This window comes from Streptomyces sp. NPDC002520, from assembly GCF_053595235.1.
In genome coordinates this window covers 150,483-169,639 of record NZ_JBSFXG010000008.1, presented here as the reverse complement: position 1 = coordinate 169,639, position 19,157 = coordinate 150,483, and the positions used below count along the sequence as shown (strand labels likewise).

Genomic DNA, 19,157 nt, shown 5'->3' with positions numbered 1-19,157 from the left:
GATGAGGGGCTCCGTGCGCGGGGGGGACGGACCATCGAGAGTGCGGGAAAGGCTGGGACACGACATGCGACAGCGCAGTCTGCGGGATCTCCAGGTATCGGCCATCGGCCTCGGCTGCATGGGAATGTCCGCGTTCTACGGCACGGCGGACCAGGACGAGGGCATCGCGACCATCCGGCGCGCCCTGGAACTCGGCGTCGACTTCCTCGACACCGCACAGCTCTACGGGCCCCTCACCAACGAGTCCCTGGTGGGCGAGGCGATCCGGGGGCACCGCGACGAGTACGTGATCGCCACGAAGTTCAACTACCGGATGGACGACGCGGTGCCGGGCGACATGAGCACGGTCGGCCCGCAGGACGGCTCGGCCGAGCACGTCCGCAGCTCGATCCACGGCTCGCTGCAGCGCCTCGGCACCGATCACATCGACCTGTACTACCAGCACCGGGTCGACCCGAAGGTGCCCATCGAGGAGACGGTCGGCGCGCTCGCCGAGCTGGTCGCCGAGGGCAAGGTGCGGTACATCGGGCTGAGCGAGGCGAGCGCGGAGACCATCCGGCGCGCGAACGCCGTCCACCCGGTGACGGCGGTGCAGAGCGAGTACTCGCTGTGGTCGCGGGACGTGGAGGCCGAGGTGCTGCCCGCCTGCCGGGAACTCGGCATCGGCTTCGTGCCCTACTCGCCGCTCGGGCGCGGTTTCCTCGCCGGCCGCTTCTCCTCCGCCGAGGAGCTGGACGAGAACGACTACCGCCGCAGCAGCCCCCGTTTCGCCGACGCCAACATCGACGCGAACCTGCGGCTTGCGGCGAAGGTGAAGGAGATCGCCGCCGAGAAGGGCGTGACCCCCGCCCAACTGGCGATCGCCTGGGTGCTGGCGCAGGGCGAGAACCTGGTGCCGATCCCGGGTACCAAGCGCCGCACCTACCTTGAGCAGAACGCGGCCGCGGTCGACATCGAGCTCACCAAGGAGGACCTCGCCCGCATCGACGCGGAGTTGCCCGAGGTGTCGGGCGAGCGGTACGACGAGGCGGGGATGCGCGCGGTCAACGGCTGAGCACCGTGCGTGGAACCGCCGTCGGTCTACCGCGAGTTCGTCGTGGCTGACCGACGGCGGTTCCCCGCACCACCTCAGGGCGCCTCGGTGCGGGCCGCCTGGGCGAGGTCGAGGTCGGTGGTCTCGGGGGCCAGGAACTGGGAGACCACCGCGCCGATGGCGAGGACGCCGGCGCCCACGAGGAGCACGAAGCGGGCGCCGTAGCGGTCGAGTCCCATCGGCAGCAGGAAGGTTCCGACGGCCGCTCCGACCCGGCTCATCGCCGTGGCGAAACCGACGCCTGTGGCGCGCAGCGAGGTCGGGAAGACCTCCAGCGGATAGACGGCGGTCAGGGCGCTGGATGCGGCGTTGAGGAAGATGAAGAAGAGGAAGCCGCCGACGATGACCGGGGTGGACGACGGCCACAGCGCGACCAGGGCCAGCGAGGCGGCCGTGATCCAGAACGGCGGGATCAGCAGCTTGCGGCGGCCGATACGGTCGACGACCAGGCAGCCCGCGGTGACGCCGGCGACGGCGGTGAAGGAGTAGACCAGCAGCGCGGCGACCGCGTTGTCGCCCATGTGCAGGGCGTCGAAGACCTGGGTCCAGAAGGTGCCGATGGCGAAGTACGGCAGTACCAGCGCCGCCCAGAACACGCTCGCGAAGACCGTGCTGCGCAGGTGCCGTCGGCTGAACAGGGCCCGGAATCCCGGCTGCTGGGACTGGGACGTCTCGTCGAGTTCGGCGGCGACGTCGACCTCGATGCCGTACTTCGCGATGAGTTCCTCCGCCTCGGCCCTGCGCCCCTTGCTCAGCAGCCAGCGCGCCGACTCGGGGATGCCGCCGCGCAGGGCCACGCAGACCACGGCGATGACCGCGCTGCTGGCCAGTGTCCAGCGCCAGCCGTCCTGGACGTCCTTGAAGACGGCTCCGACGACGGTGGCGAGCGCGTAGCCGACGTACCAGCTGATCTCCAGGCTGGCGAGCAGTCGGCCGCGGCCCTTGCGGGGCGCGTACTCGGACAGCAGCGGGGCGCCGATGGCGTACTCGCCGCCGATCGCGATGCCCATGACCAGACGGATGAGGAAGAGCTGGAGCCCGTCGGCGACGAAGAACTGCAGCACCGAGCCGACCAGGAAGATCAGCATGTCGGCGAGGAACACCGGGCGTCTGCCGTACCGGTCGGCGAGCCGGCCGAAGAGCGGGCCGCCGACGAAGATGCCGATCAGCGGCGAGGCACCGACCAGGCCCTCCATGACGGTGGACAGGTGCAGGTCGGTGGTGAGGGCGGCCATGGCCATGCCGATGCCGCCGATGATGTAGCCGTCGATGCCCTCGCCGATCTGGGTGGCGAGTTTCAGCTTGGTGTGCAGGCGGCGGCGTTCGCGCAGGAGCTCCGGGGTCGGTGGAACCTCTGGGGTGTCGAACTGGTGTTCAGTCGTGGGCGGCGTCGTTGCCATGAGCGGTCCTTGTCTGGGGACGGGCGGATCCGGGGGCGAAACGATGGTGGCGGGTGCGGCCGGTCAGTCGGTGGGCCAGTCCAGGGCGACGTACTGCGTCTCCAGGAAGGCCTCGATGCCCTCGCGGCCGCCCTCCCGGCCGAGGCCGGACTGCTTGACACCGCCGAACGGGGCCGCCGGGTCGGACAGCAGGCCCCGGTTGAGGCCGACCATGCCCGCCTCCAGGCGTTCGGTCAGCCGCAGGCCGCGGGCGACGTCGCGCGAGTAGACGTAGGCGGCCAGGCCGTGGACGGTGGCGTTGGCGCGGGCGAGGACCTCCTCCTCGTCGGTGAAGGTGGTGAGCGGGGCGACGGGGCCGAAGACCTCCTCGTGCAGGATGCGGGCGTCGTCGGGGACGTCGGTGAGGACGGTCGCGGGGTGGTAGAAGCCGGGTCCGTCGGGGACGGGGCCCTGCGCGGCGATCCGCGCACCGCGCTCGAGCGCGTCGTCGACGAGGGAGCGGATCTTGTCGACGGCGGCGCGGTTGATCATCGGGCCGAGCCCGACACCTTCCCGCGATCCGGGTCCGACGGGCACCGCGGCCATGGCGGCACCGAACTTCTCGGTGAACTCGGCGGCGACGTCGGTGTGCACGTAGAACCGGTTGGCGGCGATGCAGACCTCGCCGCCGCCGCGCATCTTGGCGTCCATCGCCCCGCGCACGGCCGCGTCGACGTCGGCGTCCGCGCACACGACGAAGGGCGCGTTGCCGCCGAGTTCCATGGTCACGTTGACGACGTTCGCGGCGGCCTGCTCCAGGAGGAGCTTGCCGGTGGCGGTGGAGCCGGTGAAGGAGAACTTGCGGACCCGTTCGTCGCCGAGCCAGGCGGAGACGACCTCGGGGGCGCGGTCGGTGGGCAGCACGTTCAGCAGGCCGTCGGGCAGTCCGGCCTCGGCCATCAGGGCGGCGACCGCGAGCGCGGTCAGCGGGGTCTCGGGGGCCGGCTTGAGCAGCACGGGGCAGCCGGCCGCCAGAGCCGGGGCGATCTTTCGGGTGGCCATGGCGGCCGGGAAGTTCCACGGCGTGACGAACGCGGTGACCCCGACCGGGTGCCTGCGTACGACGTGCCGGAAGCCGCCGCCGGGGGCGTCGCCGAAGGAGGAGCCGATACGGACGGCCTCCTCGGCGAACCAGCGGAAGAACTCGGCCGCGTAGCCGACCTCGGCGAGCGCGTCCCGGCGGGCCTTGCCGTTCTCCAGGACGATCAGGTCGGCGAGCGTCTCACGGTGCCGGAGCATCAGCCGGAAGGTGTCGTGCAGGATCTCCGAGCGGCGCCGGGGCGGGGTGGCCCGCCAGCCGTCCGCCGCCTCCTCGGCGGCGTCGAGCGCCGCGCGGGCGTCCTCGGCGCCGGCGGCGGACACCTGGCGCACCGGCTCGCCGGTGGCCGGGTCGTACACGGGATACGTTCGCCCGTCGGCGGCCGGTAGCCGGCGGCCGCCGAGGAACACGTCGCCGTCGCCGAGCGGGGCCTTGGCGAGGGTGTCGATGCCGGCGAGGTTCATGAGCTGCTCTTTTCCTCCGTCCCGGACGGGGTTCCGTCCGATGCGCGGTGAATTTACGAGCGCGTCATACGGCCGACAAGGCCACTCAGCCGGATCGCAACGGTGGTTGCTGTGAGGGCAACTCACCGGGCACAGCGGTGTCACCTGGGCGGCGCCACGGGCCGTGGTTCCCAGCCGAGCAGGGTGGACACCCGGGCCGCCGCCCTGGCGGTCGTCCGGCCGGCCTCGTCGAGCCGGTCGCCGAGGCGGACCTTGGGCGCGGAGATGTTCAGCGCGGCGACGACCCGGCCGCGGAAGTCCCGTACCGGCGCGGACACGCCGACCAGATCCGCCTCGAACTCCTCGCTGACCCGGGCGTAGCCGCGCCGCCTGGCCTCCTGGATCAGCGACCACAGCTCGTGGACCGGCATCTCGGCCGCCGTGCCGAAGCGGACGTACAGCTCGTCCGGGGTGGCGTCGGCCAGCAGGACCCGGCCCGCGGACAGCCGCCAGGCGGGCACCCCGCGGCCCTCCCAGCCGTGGACGCGGAAGGAGTGCCCGGAGACGGACAGCAGGGTGAGCACCTCGCGGTCGTGCAGGACGCAGAGGTGGCTGGTCTCCTCCAGGTCCGCCGAGAGCGCGTGCATGACCGGCTCGGCGACGCGCACCAGCCGGCTCTCGGAGGTGCGGGCGACCAGCGAGAACAGCCGCCAGCCCAGGCGGTACTCCAGGGTGTCCGGGTCGCGTTCGACGATCCCCTCGTCGGCCAGGGCCTTCAGGGCGCGGGAGATCTGGGTCTTCTCGCGGCCGACGAGCTGGGCGAGCCGGACCACGCCGAGGCCGCCGGTGCGCTGCGCCTCGTCGGAGGCGAGGGCTTCCAGCAGATCGATGTCCCGACGCAGACCGTGCCCGCGCACGCTGGGGGTGTCCGTCACGGCGCCATCCTAGGCGCGTCCAACCGGTTGAGAACCCCCAGGTCAGGGGTTGGGTTGTCCGCAGAGCAACCGGCATTTCGATTCCCGGGAGCACCTTGCCGACGGCAGGTGGCGCACCTAGATTCGCCGCATCGGTCCGGAGGCACTTACCCCGAATGCGAGGTTCGTTCTCCTCCGGCCCCGTCCGCGTCCTGGTTCGCCCGCCGAACCCCGCCACCGAAGGTCCTGGAGCTTCGATGCCTTCCCCGGATTCATTCGCCGCGACCGCGCTGATCGGCGAGTCGTTCGTCGGCGACGGCGTGAACGCCGCACACACCAACGTCGTGATCGGCCGCAAGGGCGGTCCGGTCGAGACGGCCTGGGCGACCGCGCTGGCCACGCCGAGCGCCGGACATGTGCCGTTCATGACGGTCGTACGGCCGTCGGTCCCGGTCAAGCCGTCGACACTGTTCGTCACCAAGGCCGCCGCCGAGGGCGAGCTGCACGAGCGGGCCACCTGGGGCAGCGCCCAGGCGGGTCTGGCGCAGGGCGTCCTCGACGCCGTCGCGGAGGGCCTGCTGCCGGCCGAGGAGGCCGACGAGCTGCTGATCATCGCGGCCGTGTGGGTCAACCCCGGCGTCGACGACCTCGACGCGTCCTTCCGCAACCAGCGCGCCGCGGCACACGGCGCCGTCCGCGCCGCCGTGACGGGCGCACCCTCGATGGCCGACGTCCTGGACGCGGCCAAGGAGGGCCCGACGAACCCGTTCTACACACCGTCCGCGGAGGTGCTCGCCCGGTGAAGATCACCGACATCACGCTCGACCGGCTGCGGCTGGAGCTCGACCCGCCCTTCCGCGCGGCCTGGGACCCGGTGCCGCGCGGCCACTTCGACGCCACGATCGTGCGGGTGCACACCGACGAGGGGATCACCGGCATCGGCTCCGGCGACCTCATGGACGGCTTCGACACCTACAAGCACCTGTTCGTCGGCGAGGACCCGCTCGACATCACCCGGCACGTGAAGGCCATCGAGACGGCCAGCTTCCACGGCGCGCCCTACTGGCCGCTGGAAGCCGCCCTGTGGGACATCATCGGCAAGGTGCACGGCCGCCCGGTCTCCGAGCTCTTCGGCAACGCGGCGAAGAGACTGCCCGCGTACGCCTCCTGCGGCGAGCTGAAGTCTCCCGAGGAGCGGGTCGCGACCGCGCTGAAGGTGCGCGAGGCGGGCTTCCGGGCGCTGAAGATCCGCATCGACCGCGACCGGGTCGAGGAGGGCGTCGCGGCGGTCCGGGCCGTGCGCGGGGAACTCGGCGACGACTTCGACATCATGGTCGACCTCAACCAGTCCTGGCGGATGGCCGGCGACACCGCGAACGCCTCCGACCTGGCCAAGACCCGCAAGATCATCGCCCAGCTCGCCGAACTGGACGTGTTCTGGGTGGAGGAGCCGCTGCCGTACGCGGACCTGGACGGCTTCAAGCGGCTGCGCGCCGAGAACCCGGGCGTGCGCATCGCGGCCGGCGAGATGCAGCACTCGGTGCCCGAGCTGCTGCGCTTCCTGGAGGAGGACGCCCTCGACGTCTACCAGATGGACGTCGTCCTCGCGATCGGCATGCACCGCGCCCGCACGCTCGCCGAGCTGGCCCACCTGAAGCACCGCCAGTTCACCCCGCACAGCTGGACGAACGGCATCGGGGTGCTCGCCAACCTGCACGTGTCGGCGGGCGTCGGCGGCGGCCCGTACTTCGAGTTCCCCTACGACCCGCCCGGCTGGACCCCCGAACGCCGCGACTTCATGCTCGCCGAGCCCGTCGGGGTGGACTCCGACGGCTGCCTGGAGGTGCCGGACCGGCCCGGACTGGGCGTCGAGCTGGACGAGGACGCGATCGACCGCTGGAGGGTCAAGTGACGTACACCATCGAGGAGTTGCTGAACCGCTCGTACGACGAGTGGCGGGCGGCGGCCGACAAGCTCGCCCCCGAGACCCGGCCCTACGTCGACGGCGCGTTCACGCACGCCACTTCCGGAGACTCCTTCCCGAGCGTCTCGCCGCGCGACGGCCGGGTACTCGCCGAGGTGCAGGCCGCCTCGGCCGAGGACGTCGACCGCGCCGTACGGTCCGCGCGGGCCGCCTTCGAGGACGGCCGCTGGCGGGACCTCGCGCCCAAGGAGCGCAAGCGGATCCTGCTGCGCTGGGCGGAGCTGATCCGGGCGAACGCCGAGGAACTGGCACTGCTCGACACGCTGGAGATGGGCAAGCCCATCACCGAGTCGCTGCGCGTCGACGTCGCCAAGGCCGCCGAGACCATCGCCTGGTACGCGGAGGCGATCGACAAGACCTACGACGAGATCGCACCCACGCCGGGCGACGCTCTGGCGCTGATCACCCGGGAGCCGCTGGGTGTCGTGGGCGCGGTCGTGCCTTGGAACTACGCGCTGCTGATCGCCAGTTGGAAGCTGGGCCCGGCGCTCGCCACCGGCAACAGTGTGGTGCTCAAGCCCGCCGAGCAGACCTCGCTCGCCGCGCTGCGGCTGGCGGCGCTCGCCACCGAGGCGGGGCTGCCGGACGGCGTGTTCAACGTCGTCCCCGGGCGGGGCGAGGTGGCCGGGCAGGCGCTCGGCCGGCACCCGGACGTCGACAAGATCGCCTTCACGGGCTCGGCCGAGGTGGCCCGGCTCTTCCAGGTGTACGCGGGCGAGTCCAACGGCAAGCAGGTGGCGGTCGAGGCGGGCGGCAAGTCGCCCCAACTCGTCCTGGCGGACGCCGACATCAAGGCCGCCGCCTCCGCCGTGGCCTGGGGCATCTTCTACAACGCGGGCCAGACCTGCAACGCGGGCTCGCGGGTCGTCGTGCACGCGTCCGTCAAGGACGAACTCCTCGCCGCCGTACGCCGGATCACCGACGACACGTTCCGCGTGGGCGATCCGCTCGACCCGGCCACGGTGATGGGCCCGATCGTGGACGAGGCCCAACTCACCAAGATCCTCGGCTACGTCGAGCGCGGCAGGCAGGACGGCGCGACCGTGCTGCTCGGCGGCGACCGGATGCTCACGGAGACCGGCGGCAACTACCTGCAGCCGACCGTGCTCGACGGCGTGGCGAACACCTCCGCGGTCGGGCAGGAGGAGATCTTCGGGCCGGTCCTCGCGGTGGTGTCGTACGACGGGGACGTCGACGACGGCGTACGCCTCGCCAACGAGAGCGACTTCGGGCTCGTCGCCTCGGTCTGGACGCGGGACGTGACCGTGGCCCACCGCACCGCGAAGCGGCTGCGGGCCGGCACCGTCTGGATCAACACCTTCGACGCCAGCGACGTCATCACCCCCTTCGGCGGCTTCAAGGCCACGGGCGCGGGCCGCGACAAGTCCCTGCACGCACTGGACGCCTACACCGCGCTGAAGACCACGTGGATCAATCTCGCCTGAACCGCGCCGGTTCGGCAGCGCCGCCGGCCACCACCTCTTTTCACCCCTCCCCTCCCCTTCCCTTCCTCCTTCCCTTCCTTCCCTTCCTTCCCTTCGAATCGCAGCGAGGACAACGATGAGGATCGGTTTCATCGGTCTGGGCAACATGGGACGCCACATGGCCCGCCACCTGATCCACGCCGGGCATCTGGTCACCGTGCACGACACCCGGCCCGAGGCAGCCGTCGAGCATCTCGCGCTCGGTGCCCGCTGGGCCGACTCCCCCGCCGACTGCGCCCGTGACGCCGAGTTCCTGATCACCATGCTGCCCACACCGCGCATCGTGGAGGACGTACTGCTGCGCGGCGGGGCTGCGGCAGCCCTGCCCGAGGGCGCACTGTGGATCGACATGTCGACGTCGACACCGGCGGCCGCCGAACGCGTGGCGACCGAGGTGCTGGACGCACGCGGCGTGCGCCGGCTCGACGCGCCGGTCAGCGGTATGGCCCACGGCGCCGAGGCGGGAACCCTGCAGATATTCGTCGGCGGCCTCGACGACGACTTCCGTATCGCGCTGCCCGCCTTCGAGGCCATGGGCGATCCCGACCGTGTCCTGCACGTCGGGCCGCTCGGGGCGGGCTACACCGTCAAGCTCATGATCAACCTGCTGTGGTTCAGCCACCTGGTGGCCACCTCCGAGGTCCTCGCCATGGGCGTGAAGGCGGGCGTCGACCTCGGGGTTCTGCGCAGTTCGCTGCTGGCGAGCCCGGCCGCCTCGAACTTCCTGGAGAACGACATCATGTGCGTGCTCGCGGACGGCGACTACGACGACTCGTTCGCCATGGCCCTGGCCTGCAAGGATCTGGGGCTGGCCGTGGATCTCGGCCGCGATCTCGGCGTGTCCACGGAGCTGTCGGCCCTGGTCGAGCAGATCTACCGCCGTTCCAAGGCCCAGCATGGCGATCTCGCGGGCGAGATGAGCCCCGTCCGCCTCTACGAGTCCCTCGCCGGGCGGGAGTTCCGCCTGCCCGACCCGGCGGCCGCGCTCGACGGCGCGGCATTCGCCGTCTGACCCGCCCGCAGCAGTCAGGAGCCGCACCCCATGACCTCTTCCCACCCCGGCCGACTCGCCACCGCCTCGCTGAGCATCGAACCCTTCTGCCGTGTCGAGTTCGGAGCCGGCCGCATCGGCGAGCTGCCCGAGCTGATCGCGGCGACCGGTCACGACCGGGCCTTCGTCGTCACGGACCGCGGCCTGCGCGCGGCCGGTGTCGCCGAGCGCGTCCTGAAGATCCTGGACGGCGGGGCCGTCGAGTACGACGTCTACGACGAGGTGGCGCCGAACCCGTCCACCGCCAACGTCGACGCGGGCGCCGCCCGGGCCCGTGCCTTCGGGCCCGCCGTGGTCGTCGCGCTCGGCGGCGGCTCGGTGCTGGACGCGGCCAAGGGCATCTCGCTGCTGGTCGGCAACCGGAACGCGGTGGCCGCCGACGCCGACCACCTGTGGGAGGCGGCCGACGGCCTCCCGCTCATCGCCGTCCCCACGACGTCCGGGACCGGCGCCGAGACGAACGGCTTCGGCGTCATCGAGGACACCGGGGCCTGCCGCAAGGTGTACATCGGTCACCCCTCGGTGAAGCCCCGGATCGCCCTGCTCGACCCGGAGCTGACGCTCGGGCTGCCCGCGCCGGCCACCGCGGCGACCGGCATCGACGCGCTCGTGCACGGCATCGAGTCGCTGGCCTCGCGCGGCGCGAACCCGTTCTCCGTGGCCTGTGCCACGCAGGCGGTGACCATGGTCAGCCGCGCCCTGCCCGCCGCCCACCGGGACGGCACGGACCTTGACGCGCGGGCCGAGCTGATGATGGGGGCGCATCTCGCGGGCCAGGCCCTGACCCTCTCCGGTCTCGGGCTGGTCCACGGCATCGGGCACGCGATCACGGCCCACACCGGCACCCCGCACGGCGTCGCCCTGGCCGCGGTCCTGGAGGAGGTCATGGAGTTCAGCGCGCCCGCGGCGCAGGGGCCCTACGAGCAGGTCGCCCGGGCGATGCGGGTCGACCCGCCGGCCGACGGCGACTGGGCCAAAGCCGCCGTGTCCGCCGTGCGGGAGCTGTCCGGGGCGCTGGACGTCAAGCGGCCGTTGCGGGACCTCGGCGCGGACCGCGCCCTGCTGCCCGCCATCGCGGCCGGCGCGGTCGCCGACGCGGTGACGAAGAACGCGCCGCGTCTGCCGCGGGAGTCCGAGGTGCTGGAGATCCTCGCCCGTACGTACGAGCCCCGCTGAGCCGCCGAAGTTCCCGGACCCCGGCCCTGGTCAGTCCTCGACCACCAGGGCCGGGGTCCCGGCGGTGAGCACCTCGCCACGGAAGAAGGCCGGGCTGCGGCGGCGCATCACCAGCATGATGACGACACCGAGCAGCAGCAGTCCGACGCCGATGACGAAGACCGAGCCCACGCCGAGGACGGCGGAGCCGCTGCCGTAGGCCGGGTTCCACATGTCGTGGAGGGTCTTGCCGAACACGGCGGTGAGCAGGAGGCCGCCGAGGACGGGGAGGACGCCCTTGAACAGCGCGTCGCGGACGGAGCCGGTCAGGTCGCGGCGGAAGTACCAGGCGCAGGAGAAGGCCGTCAGCGCGTAGTAGAAGCAGATCATCAGGCCGAGCGCGTAGATGGTGTCGACGAGGACGTGCTCGCTCAGCAGCGTCATGACCGTGTAGAAGACGCCGGTGGCGACGCCGGCGGTGACGGTGGCCCGGCCGGGGGTCCTGAAGCGCTCGTGCACGCGGGCGTAGGAGGCGGGCAGCGCCTGGTAGGCCGACATGGCGAGGACGGTGCGGGCGACCGGGATGAACGTGGTCTGGAGGCTGGCGGCGGCCGAGGCGAGGACGGCGACGAAGAGCAGGATGCCCATGGCGTGGCCCATCACCGGTCCGGCGAGCGCGGCGAAGACGTTGTCGGAGGTGTCCGGGTTGGCCAGGCCCAGGCCGTGGGTGCCGGAGCCGACGGCCATCTGGGCGGCGACCGCGGTGGTCAGGTAGGAGCCGACGAGGACCACCATGGCGATGAGGGCGGCCCGGCCGGGGGTCTTCTCGCTGCCGATCGTCTCCTCGTTGGCGGTCAGGCAGGTGTCCCAGCCCCAGTACATGAAGATCGACAGGGAGAGTCCGGCGCTGAAGGAGGCGAACGACTTCACCGCGAAGGGGTTCAGCCAGGACCAGGAGAAGTCGGCGTGGCCCGCGAAGGCACCGGAGCGGGCCTTGCCGAGGGCGAGGACGACGAAGAGGGCGAGCACCACGAGCTGGAGTCCCACCAGCGCGTACTGCACGCCCTTCGTCGTCGTCATGCCCCGGTAGCTGATCGCGGTGGCGGCCGCGATCAGCGCCAGACAGGTGACGATGTGGACCGCCTTGTTCCCGTCCAGGCCGGCGACCGCGCCGCTGCCGGTCAGTTCCCCGGCGAGCAGCCAGAAGTAGGACGTGGCGACCCCGGCGAGGTTGGACAGCACGATCACCGTGGCGATGACCAGGCCCCAGCCGCACATCCAGCCGACGTGCGGCCCGAACGCCTTGACGGTCCAGGTGAAGGAGGTGCCGCAGTCCGGGACGGCCTTGTTCAGCTCCCGGTAGGCGAAGGCGACCAGCAGCATCGGCAGGAAGCCGGCGAGGAACACGGCCGGCATGTGCAGGCCGACCTCGCCCGCGGTGGAGCCGAGGGTGGAGGTGAGGCAGTAGACCGGCGCCACGGTGGAGACGCCGATGACCGCGCTGCCGAGCAGGCCGATGGAATTGCCGCCGAGGCCCTTGCCCCGTACTCCGTCACCGGATGCCGTGTCGTCGGCCGCCGGCCGCACTGCCGTCTGTGTCATGACACAGCAGATTAGATGCTGCGATTTCGGTTGAACCCGATTTACCCCGATCGTCGATGACCTTGACTTCCCAGGTCGATCAGCGTCGCGAGCTACCGATTGAACGGTGAATGACGCTATCCGGTCGGCGAAATAAAGGCAACGTGATCACTGTCCGATATCCGGGAACCGAAGTCGGGTCCGGAATGCCCGATTCCAATTCTTCCCGTGTGACGTGCGCCGCGTTGCCTCCGTGTGCCGTCCGTCTCGTGCGGGCGCACGCTGGTGGCATGAAGGTCCGCGAGTGGGGTGCCTGTCTGCGGCAGCCATGGCGGTCGGCACACGCGTTGCCGCTGCTCCCGATCGCGCTCATCGTGGTGATCACGGTGGTGGACGTGCGCACGCCCACGGAGATCCATCTCGGCCCGGCCCTGGTGATCGCACCGGCCCTGACCCCCTCGTTCGCCGGCCCGCGGACCACCGCCTTCGTCGGCGTCCTCGCGGTCGCCGCCCAGACACTCATCGCCTTCACCCACGGCGGGGTCGCCACGACCAACCACATCGTGCAGATCATCACCCTCGTCGTGCTCTCGGCGATGTGCGTCGTCTACAGCGTCGTACGGCAACGCCGGCTGGCCCAGCTGGCCCAGGTCCGCACGGTCGCCGAGGCGGCGCAGCACGTGCTGATGTGGCCGCTGCCCGAACAGATCGGCCCGCTGCGGATCGCGTCCCTCTACCTCGCCGCCGAGGACGAGGCACAGATCGGCGGCGACCTGTACGCGGCGACCCAGTACGACGAGGGAATCCGGGTCCTGATCGGCGACGTACGCGGCAAGGGCCTGCCCGCCATCGGGGAGGCCGCGCTGCTGCTCGGCGCGTTCCGTGAGAGCGCGCACCGCCATGTCGAACTGACGGATCTGGCCGCGACACTGGACCAGAGCATCACCCGGTACGCCGCCGAGCTGGAGCCCGCGGAGGAGGCGGGCGAGCGCTTCGCCACCGTGCTGCTGGTGGAGATCCCGGACCACAGTCCGATCACCCTGATGACCAGCTGCGGCCATCCCCCGCCCCTGCTGCTGAGCCCGGGGAACGCGGTCACCGTGCCGAGCCTGCACCCGGCACCGCCCCTCGGGGTGCACGGGAGCGCCGAGCACACCCTGGACGTGTTCTCCTTCGAACCCGGGGACACGCTGCTGCTGTACACCGACGGCGTGGTCGAGGCCCGCGACGTGCACGGCCGGTTCTATCCGCTGACCGACCGGGTCGCGCGGTGGACGGACAACTCCCCGGAGGCGCTCATGCACCATCTGCGCCGCGATCTGCTCGCCCACGCGGGCGGCCGGCTCGGCGACGACGCCGCGCTCATCGCCCTGCACCGCACCGCCACCACGGACCGGCGCCGCCGCCACGGCCGCGGAAACTCCGACGAGACGCTGCGGCAGAACAGCGGGACCCCGTCCGGCGCGGGGTGAAGGGGCGGGCGCGCAGACGGGGGTGGGGACAGGCCGGGGCGAAGGGTCACCGTCCGGGACGGAGCGGTACTCAGGGACACGGCTCGATGTCGCGCACGTTCAACTGCCTTTGCGTCAAAGTTCAGTTCGTGACAGACTTCGCCTGTCCCGCGCGTTGCGAGAATCCGCGCATGTCCCTACGCCATCTGCTCACCGGTCTGGCCCTGCTGCCGGCCCTCGCGTTCCCGGTCACCGCACACGCGGCACAGGACGACCCGCCCCAGGCCCGTTTCGACCTCCAGGCGCACCGCGGCGGTCTCGGCATGACCACCGAGGAGTCGCTGGAGGGCTTCGGCAAGGCGCTGCGGCTCGGGGTGTCCACGCTGGAGCTGGACACCCATGTCACCAAGGACCTCAAGGTCGTCGTCAACCACGACCGGCAGATCAGCGGCGTCAAGTGCCGTGACACGGGCCCGGTCACCCCCGGTGACCCGCAGTACCCGTACGTCGGGAAGTACATCAAGGACCTGACGCTCGCCCAGATCAAGACGCTGGACTGCGGCTACCGGCAGCTGCCCGGGTTCCCGGAGCAGGAGGTCGTCAAGGGCTTCCGGATGGTCGAGCTGAAGGACGTCCTGAACCTGGTGAAGAGCTACCACGCGCACCAGGTCACGCTGAACATCGAGACCAAGGTCGAGGCGGGCGCACCCGAGCAGACCGCGCCGCGCGAACTGTTCGTCCGCCGGGTGTACGAGGAGATCCACCGCTCCGGCATCGAGCGCCAGGTCACCATCCAGTCCTTCGACTGGGGCGCGCTGATGGCGATGCACCGCCTCGCGCCGAAGTGGCCGCTGGTCGCGCTGACCAACTACGACTTCCTGCAGGTCGGAAAGCCCGGCGCGTCCCCGTGGCTGGGCGGGATCGACGCCGACGACTACGGCGGCGACTTCGTGAAGGCGGCCGCGGCCGTCCCGGGTGTCACGACCCTCTCCCCCAACTACGGCTTCCCGCAGAACGGGAAGGTGGGCGACCCCGGCTTCCGCTTCTACTCGGACGCGGCGATGGTCGCCGAGGCCCACGCCCGCGGTCTCAAGGTGGTCCCCTGGACCTGCGACGACCCGGCGACCGTGGAGAAGCTGATGGACTTCGGCGTCGACGGGATCATCACCGACTACCCCGACCACGTTCGGCAGATCATGGCCGACCGCGGGATGCGCCTGCCGCGGCCGTACGTCCCGCACGGCCAGGCCTGAGCGGACCCGAGCGGCGCTGAGCCGGACGGGCGTCCGGACCACCGTCGCGAGCCCCGCCCCGAGTGGGGGCGGGGCGGGACTGCGCGCCCGTCGGCCGGTCGGCGCACCGGCTTCGGGTCTCGACCGGTCGGCGCACCGGCTTCAGGTCTCGGCCGGTCAGCGCACCGGCTTCAGGTCGGTGATCTTCAGGGTCTTCAGGTCGGACAGGACGTCGATCCTGGTGACCTCGGGGTGCCTGCTGTCGCTCCAGGTGAGGGTGACCCTGCTGGCGGCGTGGCCCGCGCCGGAGCCGGTGTGGACGACCTTCCACTTCACCGGCACGTTCTGCGCGAACAGGATGCCGTCGGCGTGGTTCTTCCTCTCGTACGCGTTGACTTTCTTCTGGGTGGCGCTCGAGAGGTAGAAGGCGCGCAGCGCCTTGGCGTCGGCGCCTGCGGCGGGGTCCTCGGTGGCCCACACGGAGTCGATGTAGGCGCCGTAGAAGTCGGCCACACGCTGGGTGACGTTGCGCGGGTCGCCCTGGGCGGAGGACACGGCGCCGGCGCGGGTGGTGTGGCTCGCGCCGGTGCCGGCGAGGGCGGGCGTGACCGCGCCGAGGGTCAGGCCGGCGGTCAGGGTGACGGCGGTCAGCAGGGTCTTGCGGTGCCGAATGGACATGTGTGTCATTCCCCCGGAATCTTCACGACCGAACCGATCCCGGCCGTCGATGGCCCTTAAGACCACATTTCCCTGACCGCGGTTCCCCTTCTCCCCGCGTTCTTTCTGCGCGATTCACACGCTTGGCGCAGCACCGAAGGTTGTGCCGGATTCCGGCCTCTTTCCCGGTCCTTTCGGCCGGCCACCTCCGCTCAGGCCGTCGGCGGGTTCCGCTCCTCGACCAGCCGGGCGAGCTGGTCGACGGCCATGCGCATGCCCAGCTCGTTGTCGGCACGGGGGATGCCGTCCGGGACGTCCTCGTGCAGCATCTCGACGTCGGTGGCGGTGCCCTCGTCCGTCTCGGTGAGCGTCGTCGTCATGGTCATCGTGCCGCGCACGGCCGCGTCGTCCGTCTCGAACGCGAACACCTCCACCACCTGGACGCCGGGGACGAGTTTCGCGAAGTGTCCGTGGTAGGTGTCCGTGTGCCCGCCGGACTTCCCGGTGTCGGACGGTTCGTCGTACGTGAGGGAGATGCGGAAGGCGCCGCCCTCGCGGGCCTCGAAGGTGTGGACGTGGGAGGTCATGTTCTCGGGGACCCGCCAGGCGGCGAGGGCGTCGGGATCGACCAGTGCTTCGTAGACGACTGTCGCGGGCGCCTGCACCCGCCGGGTGACTCGCGTGGCGTACATGGGCTCACGCTACCGGGCCGGGTCCGCCACCGGGCTCCGGCGAGCAGACCGCTGCCGGCGCCGACGGAGCGGTTTCCCCACCCTGCTGCTCCTGGCGGCGGGCGCCCACGCGGCGGCGGTCGGGCCAGCGCACGTCGTACGCCCAGCCGAGGCGCTCGAACCAGCGGATCAGGCGGGCGCTGGCGTCGAGTTGCCCGGTCAGCACCCCGTGCCGGGCGCTGGTGGGGTCGGCGTGGTGGAGGTTGTGCCAGGACTCGCCCAGGGACAGCGGGGCCAGCCACCAGACGTTGCCCGAGCGGTCGCGGCTGCGGAAGGGCTGGGAACCGGCCGCGTGGCAGATGGAGTTGATGGACCAGGTGACGTGGTGGACCAGGCAGACGCGGACGAGTCCGGCCCAGAAGAACGCGGTCAGCGCACCCTGCCAGGAGCGGGTCAGCGCCCCGCCCAACAGCGCCGGCAGGGCGAGCGAGAGGAGGACCAGACCACCGAAGCGCCGGGAGATCCGCATCAGCGTGCGGTCCCGCACGAGGTCGGGCGCGTACTGGCGGGGCGAGGCGTGCTCGGTCTCGAAGAGCCAGCCCAGGTGGGCGTGGAGCATCCCCTTGGCGAGGGCGCGGGGCGAGTGGCCGTAGCGCCAGGGCGAGTGCGGGTCGCCGTCGCGGTCGGAGAAGCGGTGGTGCTTGCGGTGGTCGGCGACCCAGGTGATCAGAGGGCCCTGCACGGCGAGCGAGCCGGCCACGGCGAGGGCGATCCGGAGCGGCCGGCGGGCCTTGAACGAGCCGTGGGTGAAGTGCCGGTGGAAGCCGACGGTGATGCCGAGCCCGCTGACGAGGTAGAAGGCGACGGCCAGCGTGAGGTCCGTCGGGCTCAGGCCGTGCCGCCAGGCGAGGGGTCCGGCGGCGAGGAGCGCCAGGAACGGTACGCCGACGAACACTCCGATCATGAACTGCTCGGCGTTCGGCCAGGACCGCCCGCGGCGGGCCGGCGGGGTGGATTCCGAGAAGTCCGAGAACTCCGAGAACTCCGACAAATCCGATGAGCGAGACAAGTCCGACAAGGGGGCGACCTTTCGGCTGGGACATGTCCAAAGGGGAGGTGGTCAGTCCACGGCGGTGAAGGCGAGCACGGCGTTCTGACCGCCGAAGCCGAAGGAGCTGCTGACGGCGGCTCGTATCCGCTGCCGGCGGGGCACCTTGGTGACGACGTCCAGGTCCATCGCCGGGTCGAGGGTGTCCAGGTTGGCGGTGGGCGGGATCAGCTGGTGGTACAGGCTCAGGACGGTGCAGGCCGCCTCGATGGCTCCCGCGCCGCCGATGGCGTGCCCGATGGTTCCCTTGACGGCGGTGACGGGCGGGGGCCGGCGGAAGACCCGGTGCAGCGCGTTGTGCTCGGCCGCGTCGCCCTGCGGAGTGGCGGTGCCGTGCGCGTTGACGTGGTCGATGTCCTCGGGTTCCAGTCCGGCGTCGGCGAGGGCGCCGCGGATGGCGCGGGCGGCGCCCTCGCCGTCGGGGTGCGGGGCGGTGAAGTGGTGGGCGTCGCAGGAGGCGCCGAAACCGGAGAGCAGAGCCACGGGTCGGGCGCCCCGGGCCCGGGCGTCCTCCGTGCGTTCCAGGACGAGGACGGCGGCGCCCTCGCCGAGGACGAAACCGTCGCGGTCCCGGTCGAACGGGCGGGAGGCCACGTGGGGGCTGTCGGCGCGGCGGGACAGGGCGCGCATCTGGGCGAAGCAGGCGGCGGTCATCCGCAGCCGGGCCGACTCGCTGCCTCCGGCGAGGACGAGGTCGCAGGCTCCGGACAGCAGCCAGTCCCGGGCCAGGCCGAGTGCGCTGGTACCGGACGCGCAGGCGGTGCTGACGACCATGTTGGGGCCCGTGGCGCCGAGGTCCAGGGCGATCTCGGCGGCAGCCATGTTGGGCACGCTGCGCGGCAGCGCCAGCGGCGAGACCCGTTCCGGCGCCCGGTCGGCGAGCCGGTCGAACTCGGCCTGCCAGCCCTGCATGGAGCCGGTGCCGACACCCATGACGACGCCGACCCGGGCGCCGTCCCAGCCGTCGGGGGCGAGCCGGGCGTCGGCGACGGCCTCCCGTGCGGCGAGCAGCGCGAAGGTGGTGAAGCGGTCGAGGCGGCGGCTGAGCCGGTGTCCGAGCAGGCCGGCCGTGTCCAGTTCCGGCACCTGGCAGGAGAACGCCACGGGCAGTCCGTCCAGACCGGGGTCGGCGGTCGCCGTGGAGTCCCCGGCGCACAGGCCCGCCCACGCCGCGTCCCGGCCGACACCGGCCGGGGTGACCAGTCCCAGCCCGGTGACGGCCACCGGGGCGCGCCGAGTCGCGCGGCCTGCTGCTTTCACGAGCTGCATGAGCGGTGATTATCCGGGCGCGGACGGCGGACGACGGACCGCGACAACTCGTTCGGCCCAGGACTGCCTCCGCGACCACCCGTATGTGCGAACGTCACTGACGCGCCGTCAACCGTCTGCTCGCGGGTACACGGACACGAGGCGGCGGACGCCCCGGCCGCCGACCCGCCGACCCGCCGGCCGCCGGGCTCCGGGCTCCGGGCTCCGGGCCGGGGGTCGGCCGGGCTCGGCGCGTGGTCAGCCCCCGGCTCGCATGTGGGTGAGCAACGCCTCGGCAGCGGCGCGCAGTTGCCGCGCCGCCGTGGTGCAGGCGGTCGCCTGCCGTTCCAGGGTGGGCGGGCTCCACCGCGGCGCCACCGCGCAGTCGGTGAGTGCCCCGGCGGTGGCGAGCAGCCGCTGTGCGTAGTCGTCCATCAGGGCGGCGTCGGTGCGCAAGGTGCTCACACGGTCGAGGAGCTCACCGGTCGACGGGATCGTTTCGAGGGACTCGGTCACCATGGCTGCTCCCGGTCGCGTGTAGCTGGTGGCGGTCGTATGTGCTGGTGTCGGTGGCGGTCGTACGTGCTGGTGTCGGTGACAGTGGTAT

General features: G+C 71.8%; 17 protein-coding genes. 8 read left to right on the top strand and 9 right to left on the bottom strand.

Features of this window, described 5'->3' with window-relative positions; genetic code table 11:
- Positions 1–64: 64 nt before the first annotated feature.
- A complete protein-coding gene (locus ACWD5D_RS14535; protein ID WP_451373011.1) occupies positions 65–1,054 on the top strand; it encodes an aldo/keto reductase in 990 nt (329 codons plus the stop codon).
- 74 nt (positions 1,055–1,128) lie between these two features.
- Here the strand turns inward: ACWD5D_RS14535 and ACWD5D_RS14530 are convergent, their stop codons facing one another.
- The 3 genes from ACWD5D_RS14530 to ACWD5D_RS14520 all read right to left on the bottom strand — a co-directional run bounded on the left by ACWD5D_RS14530 (position 1,129) and on the right by ACWD5D_RS14520 (position 4,949).
- The gene (locus tag ACWD5D_RS14530; RefSeq protein ID WP_451373010.1) at positions 1,129–2,493 is read right to left on the bottom strand and encodes an MFS transporter; all 1,365 of its coding nucleotides are present in this window, start codon (positions 2,491–2,493) and stop codon (positions 1,129–1,131) included.
- 63 nt (positions 2,494–2,556) lie between these two features.
- A complete protein-coding gene (locus ACWD5D_RS14525; RefSeq protein WP_451373009.1) occupies positions 2,557–4,035 on the bottom strand; it encodes an NAD-dependent succinate-semialdehyde dehydrogenase in 1,479 nt (492 codons plus the stop codon).
- Between the two features lie 140 nt (positions 4,036–4,175).
- Entirely contained in the window at positions 4,176–4,949 is a 774-nt protein-coding gene (locus tag ACWD5D_RS14520; RefSeq protein WP_451373008.1) for an IclR family transcriptional regulator, read from the bottom strand.
- Positions 4,950–5,185: 236 nt separating this feature from the next.
- Here ACWD5D_RS14520 and fae point away from each other — a divergent pair, with 236 nt between their 5' ends.
- From fae to ACWD5D_RS14495, 5 genes are all read left to right on the top strand, one after another.
- Positions 5,186–5,731 (top strand): formaldehyde-activating enzyme, encoded by a 546-nt coding sequence (fae, locus tag ACWD5D_RS14515; protein WP_451373007.1) that lies wholly within the window; start codon positions 5,186–5,188, stop codon positions 5,729–5,731.
- Entirely contained in the window at positions 5,728–6,840 is a 1,113-nt protein-coding gene (locus tag ACWD5D_RS14510) for a mandelate racemase/muconate lactonizing enzyme family protein (protein ID WP_451373006.1), read from the top strand. The genes fae and ACWD5D_RS14510 overlap by 4 nt, the downstream gene beginning before the upstream one ends.
- The gene (locus ACWD5D_RS14505) at positions 6,837–8,357 is read left to right on the top strand and encodes an aldehyde dehydrogenase (protein ID WP_451373005.1); all 1,521 of its coding nucleotides are present in this window, start codon (positions 6,837–6,839) and stop codon (positions 8,355–8,357) included. The genes ACWD5D_RS14510 and ACWD5D_RS14505 overlap by 4 nt, the downstream gene beginning before the upstream one ends.
- A 115-nt stretch (positions 8,358–8,472) precedes the next feature.
- Positions 8,473–9,408, top strand: coding sequence for an NAD(P)-dependent oxidoreductase (locus ACWD5D_RS14500; protein ID WP_451373004.1), 936 nt, complete (start codon positions 8,473–8,475; stop codon positions 9,406–9,408).
- A gap of 30 nt (positions 9,409–9,438) precedes the next feature.
- Complete coding sequence (locus ACWD5D_RS14495; protein ID WP_451373003.1) at positions 9,439–10,623, top strand: iron-containing alcohol dehydrogenase; 1,185 nt, start codon at positions 9,439–9,441, stop codon at positions 10,621–10,623.
- 30 nt (positions 10,624–10,653) lie between these two features.
- On the opposite strand, the gene ACWD5D_RS14490 is transcribed toward ACWD5D_RS14495, so the two are convergent.
- Positions 10,654–12,204, bottom strand: a complete 1,551-nt coding sequence (locus ACWD5D_RS14490; RefSeq protein WP_451373002.1) for an APC family permease — start codon at positions 12,202–12,204, stop codon at positions 10,654–10,656.
- Positions 12,205–12,473: 269 nt separating this feature from the next.
- Here ACWD5D_RS14490 and ACWD5D_RS14485 point away from each other — a divergent pair, with 269 nt between their 5' ends.
- Both ACWD5D_RS14485 and ACWD5D_RS14480 read left to right on the top strand, forming a co-directional pair.
- Positions 12,474–13,655, top strand: a complete 1,182-nt coding sequence (locus ACWD5D_RS14485) for a PP2C family protein-serine/threonine phosphatase (RefSeq protein WP_451373001.1) — start codon at positions 12,474–12,476, stop codon at positions 13,653–13,655.
- Positions 13,656–13,825: 170 nt separating this feature from the next.
- Positions 13,826–14,887 (top strand): glycerophosphodiester phosphodiesterase family protein, encoded by a 1,062-nt coding sequence (locus tag ACWD5D_RS14480; RefSeq protein WP_451373000.1) that lies wholly within the window; start codon positions 13,826–13,828, stop codon positions 14,885–14,887.
- 156 nt (positions 14,888–15,043) lie between these two features.
- Here ACWD5D_RS14480 and ACWD5D_RS14475 read toward each other — a convergent pair whose 3' ends face one another.
- From ACWD5D_RS14475 to ACWD5D_RS14455, 5 genes are all read right to left on the bottom strand, one after another.
- Positions 15,044–15,544, bottom strand: a complete 501-nt coding sequence (locus ACWD5D_RS14475) for a hypothetical protein (RefSeq protein ID WP_451372999.1) — start codon at positions 15,542–15,544, stop codon at positions 15,044–15,046.
- Between the two features lie 191 nt (positions 15,545–15,735).
- Entirely contained in the window at positions 15,736–16,215 is a 480-nt protein-coding gene (locus tag ACWD5D_RS14470; RefSeq protein WP_451372998.1) for an SRPBCC domain-containing protein, read from the bottom strand.
- Between the two features lie 4 nt (positions 16,216–16,219).
- A complete protein-coding gene (locus ACWD5D_RS14465) occupies positions 16,220–17,245 on the bottom strand; it encodes an acyl-CoA desaturase (protein WP_451372997.1) in 1,026 nt (341 codons plus the stop codon).
- Between the two features lie 69 nt (positions 17,246–17,314).
- Positions 17,315–18,571 (bottom strand): beta-ketoacyl-[acyl-carrier-protein] synthase family protein, encoded by a 1,257-nt coding sequence (locus ACWD5D_RS14460; protein WP_451372996.1) that lies wholly within the window; start codon positions 18,569–18,571, stop codon positions 17,315–17,317.
- A gap of 237 nt (positions 18,572–18,808) precedes the next feature.
- Positions 18,809–19,069, bottom strand: a complete 261-nt coding sequence (locus tag ACWD5D_RS14455) for a hypothetical protein (protein ID WP_451372995.1) — start codon at positions 19,067–19,069, stop codon at positions 18,809–18,811.
- Positions 19,070–19,157 lie beyond the last annotated feature (88 nt).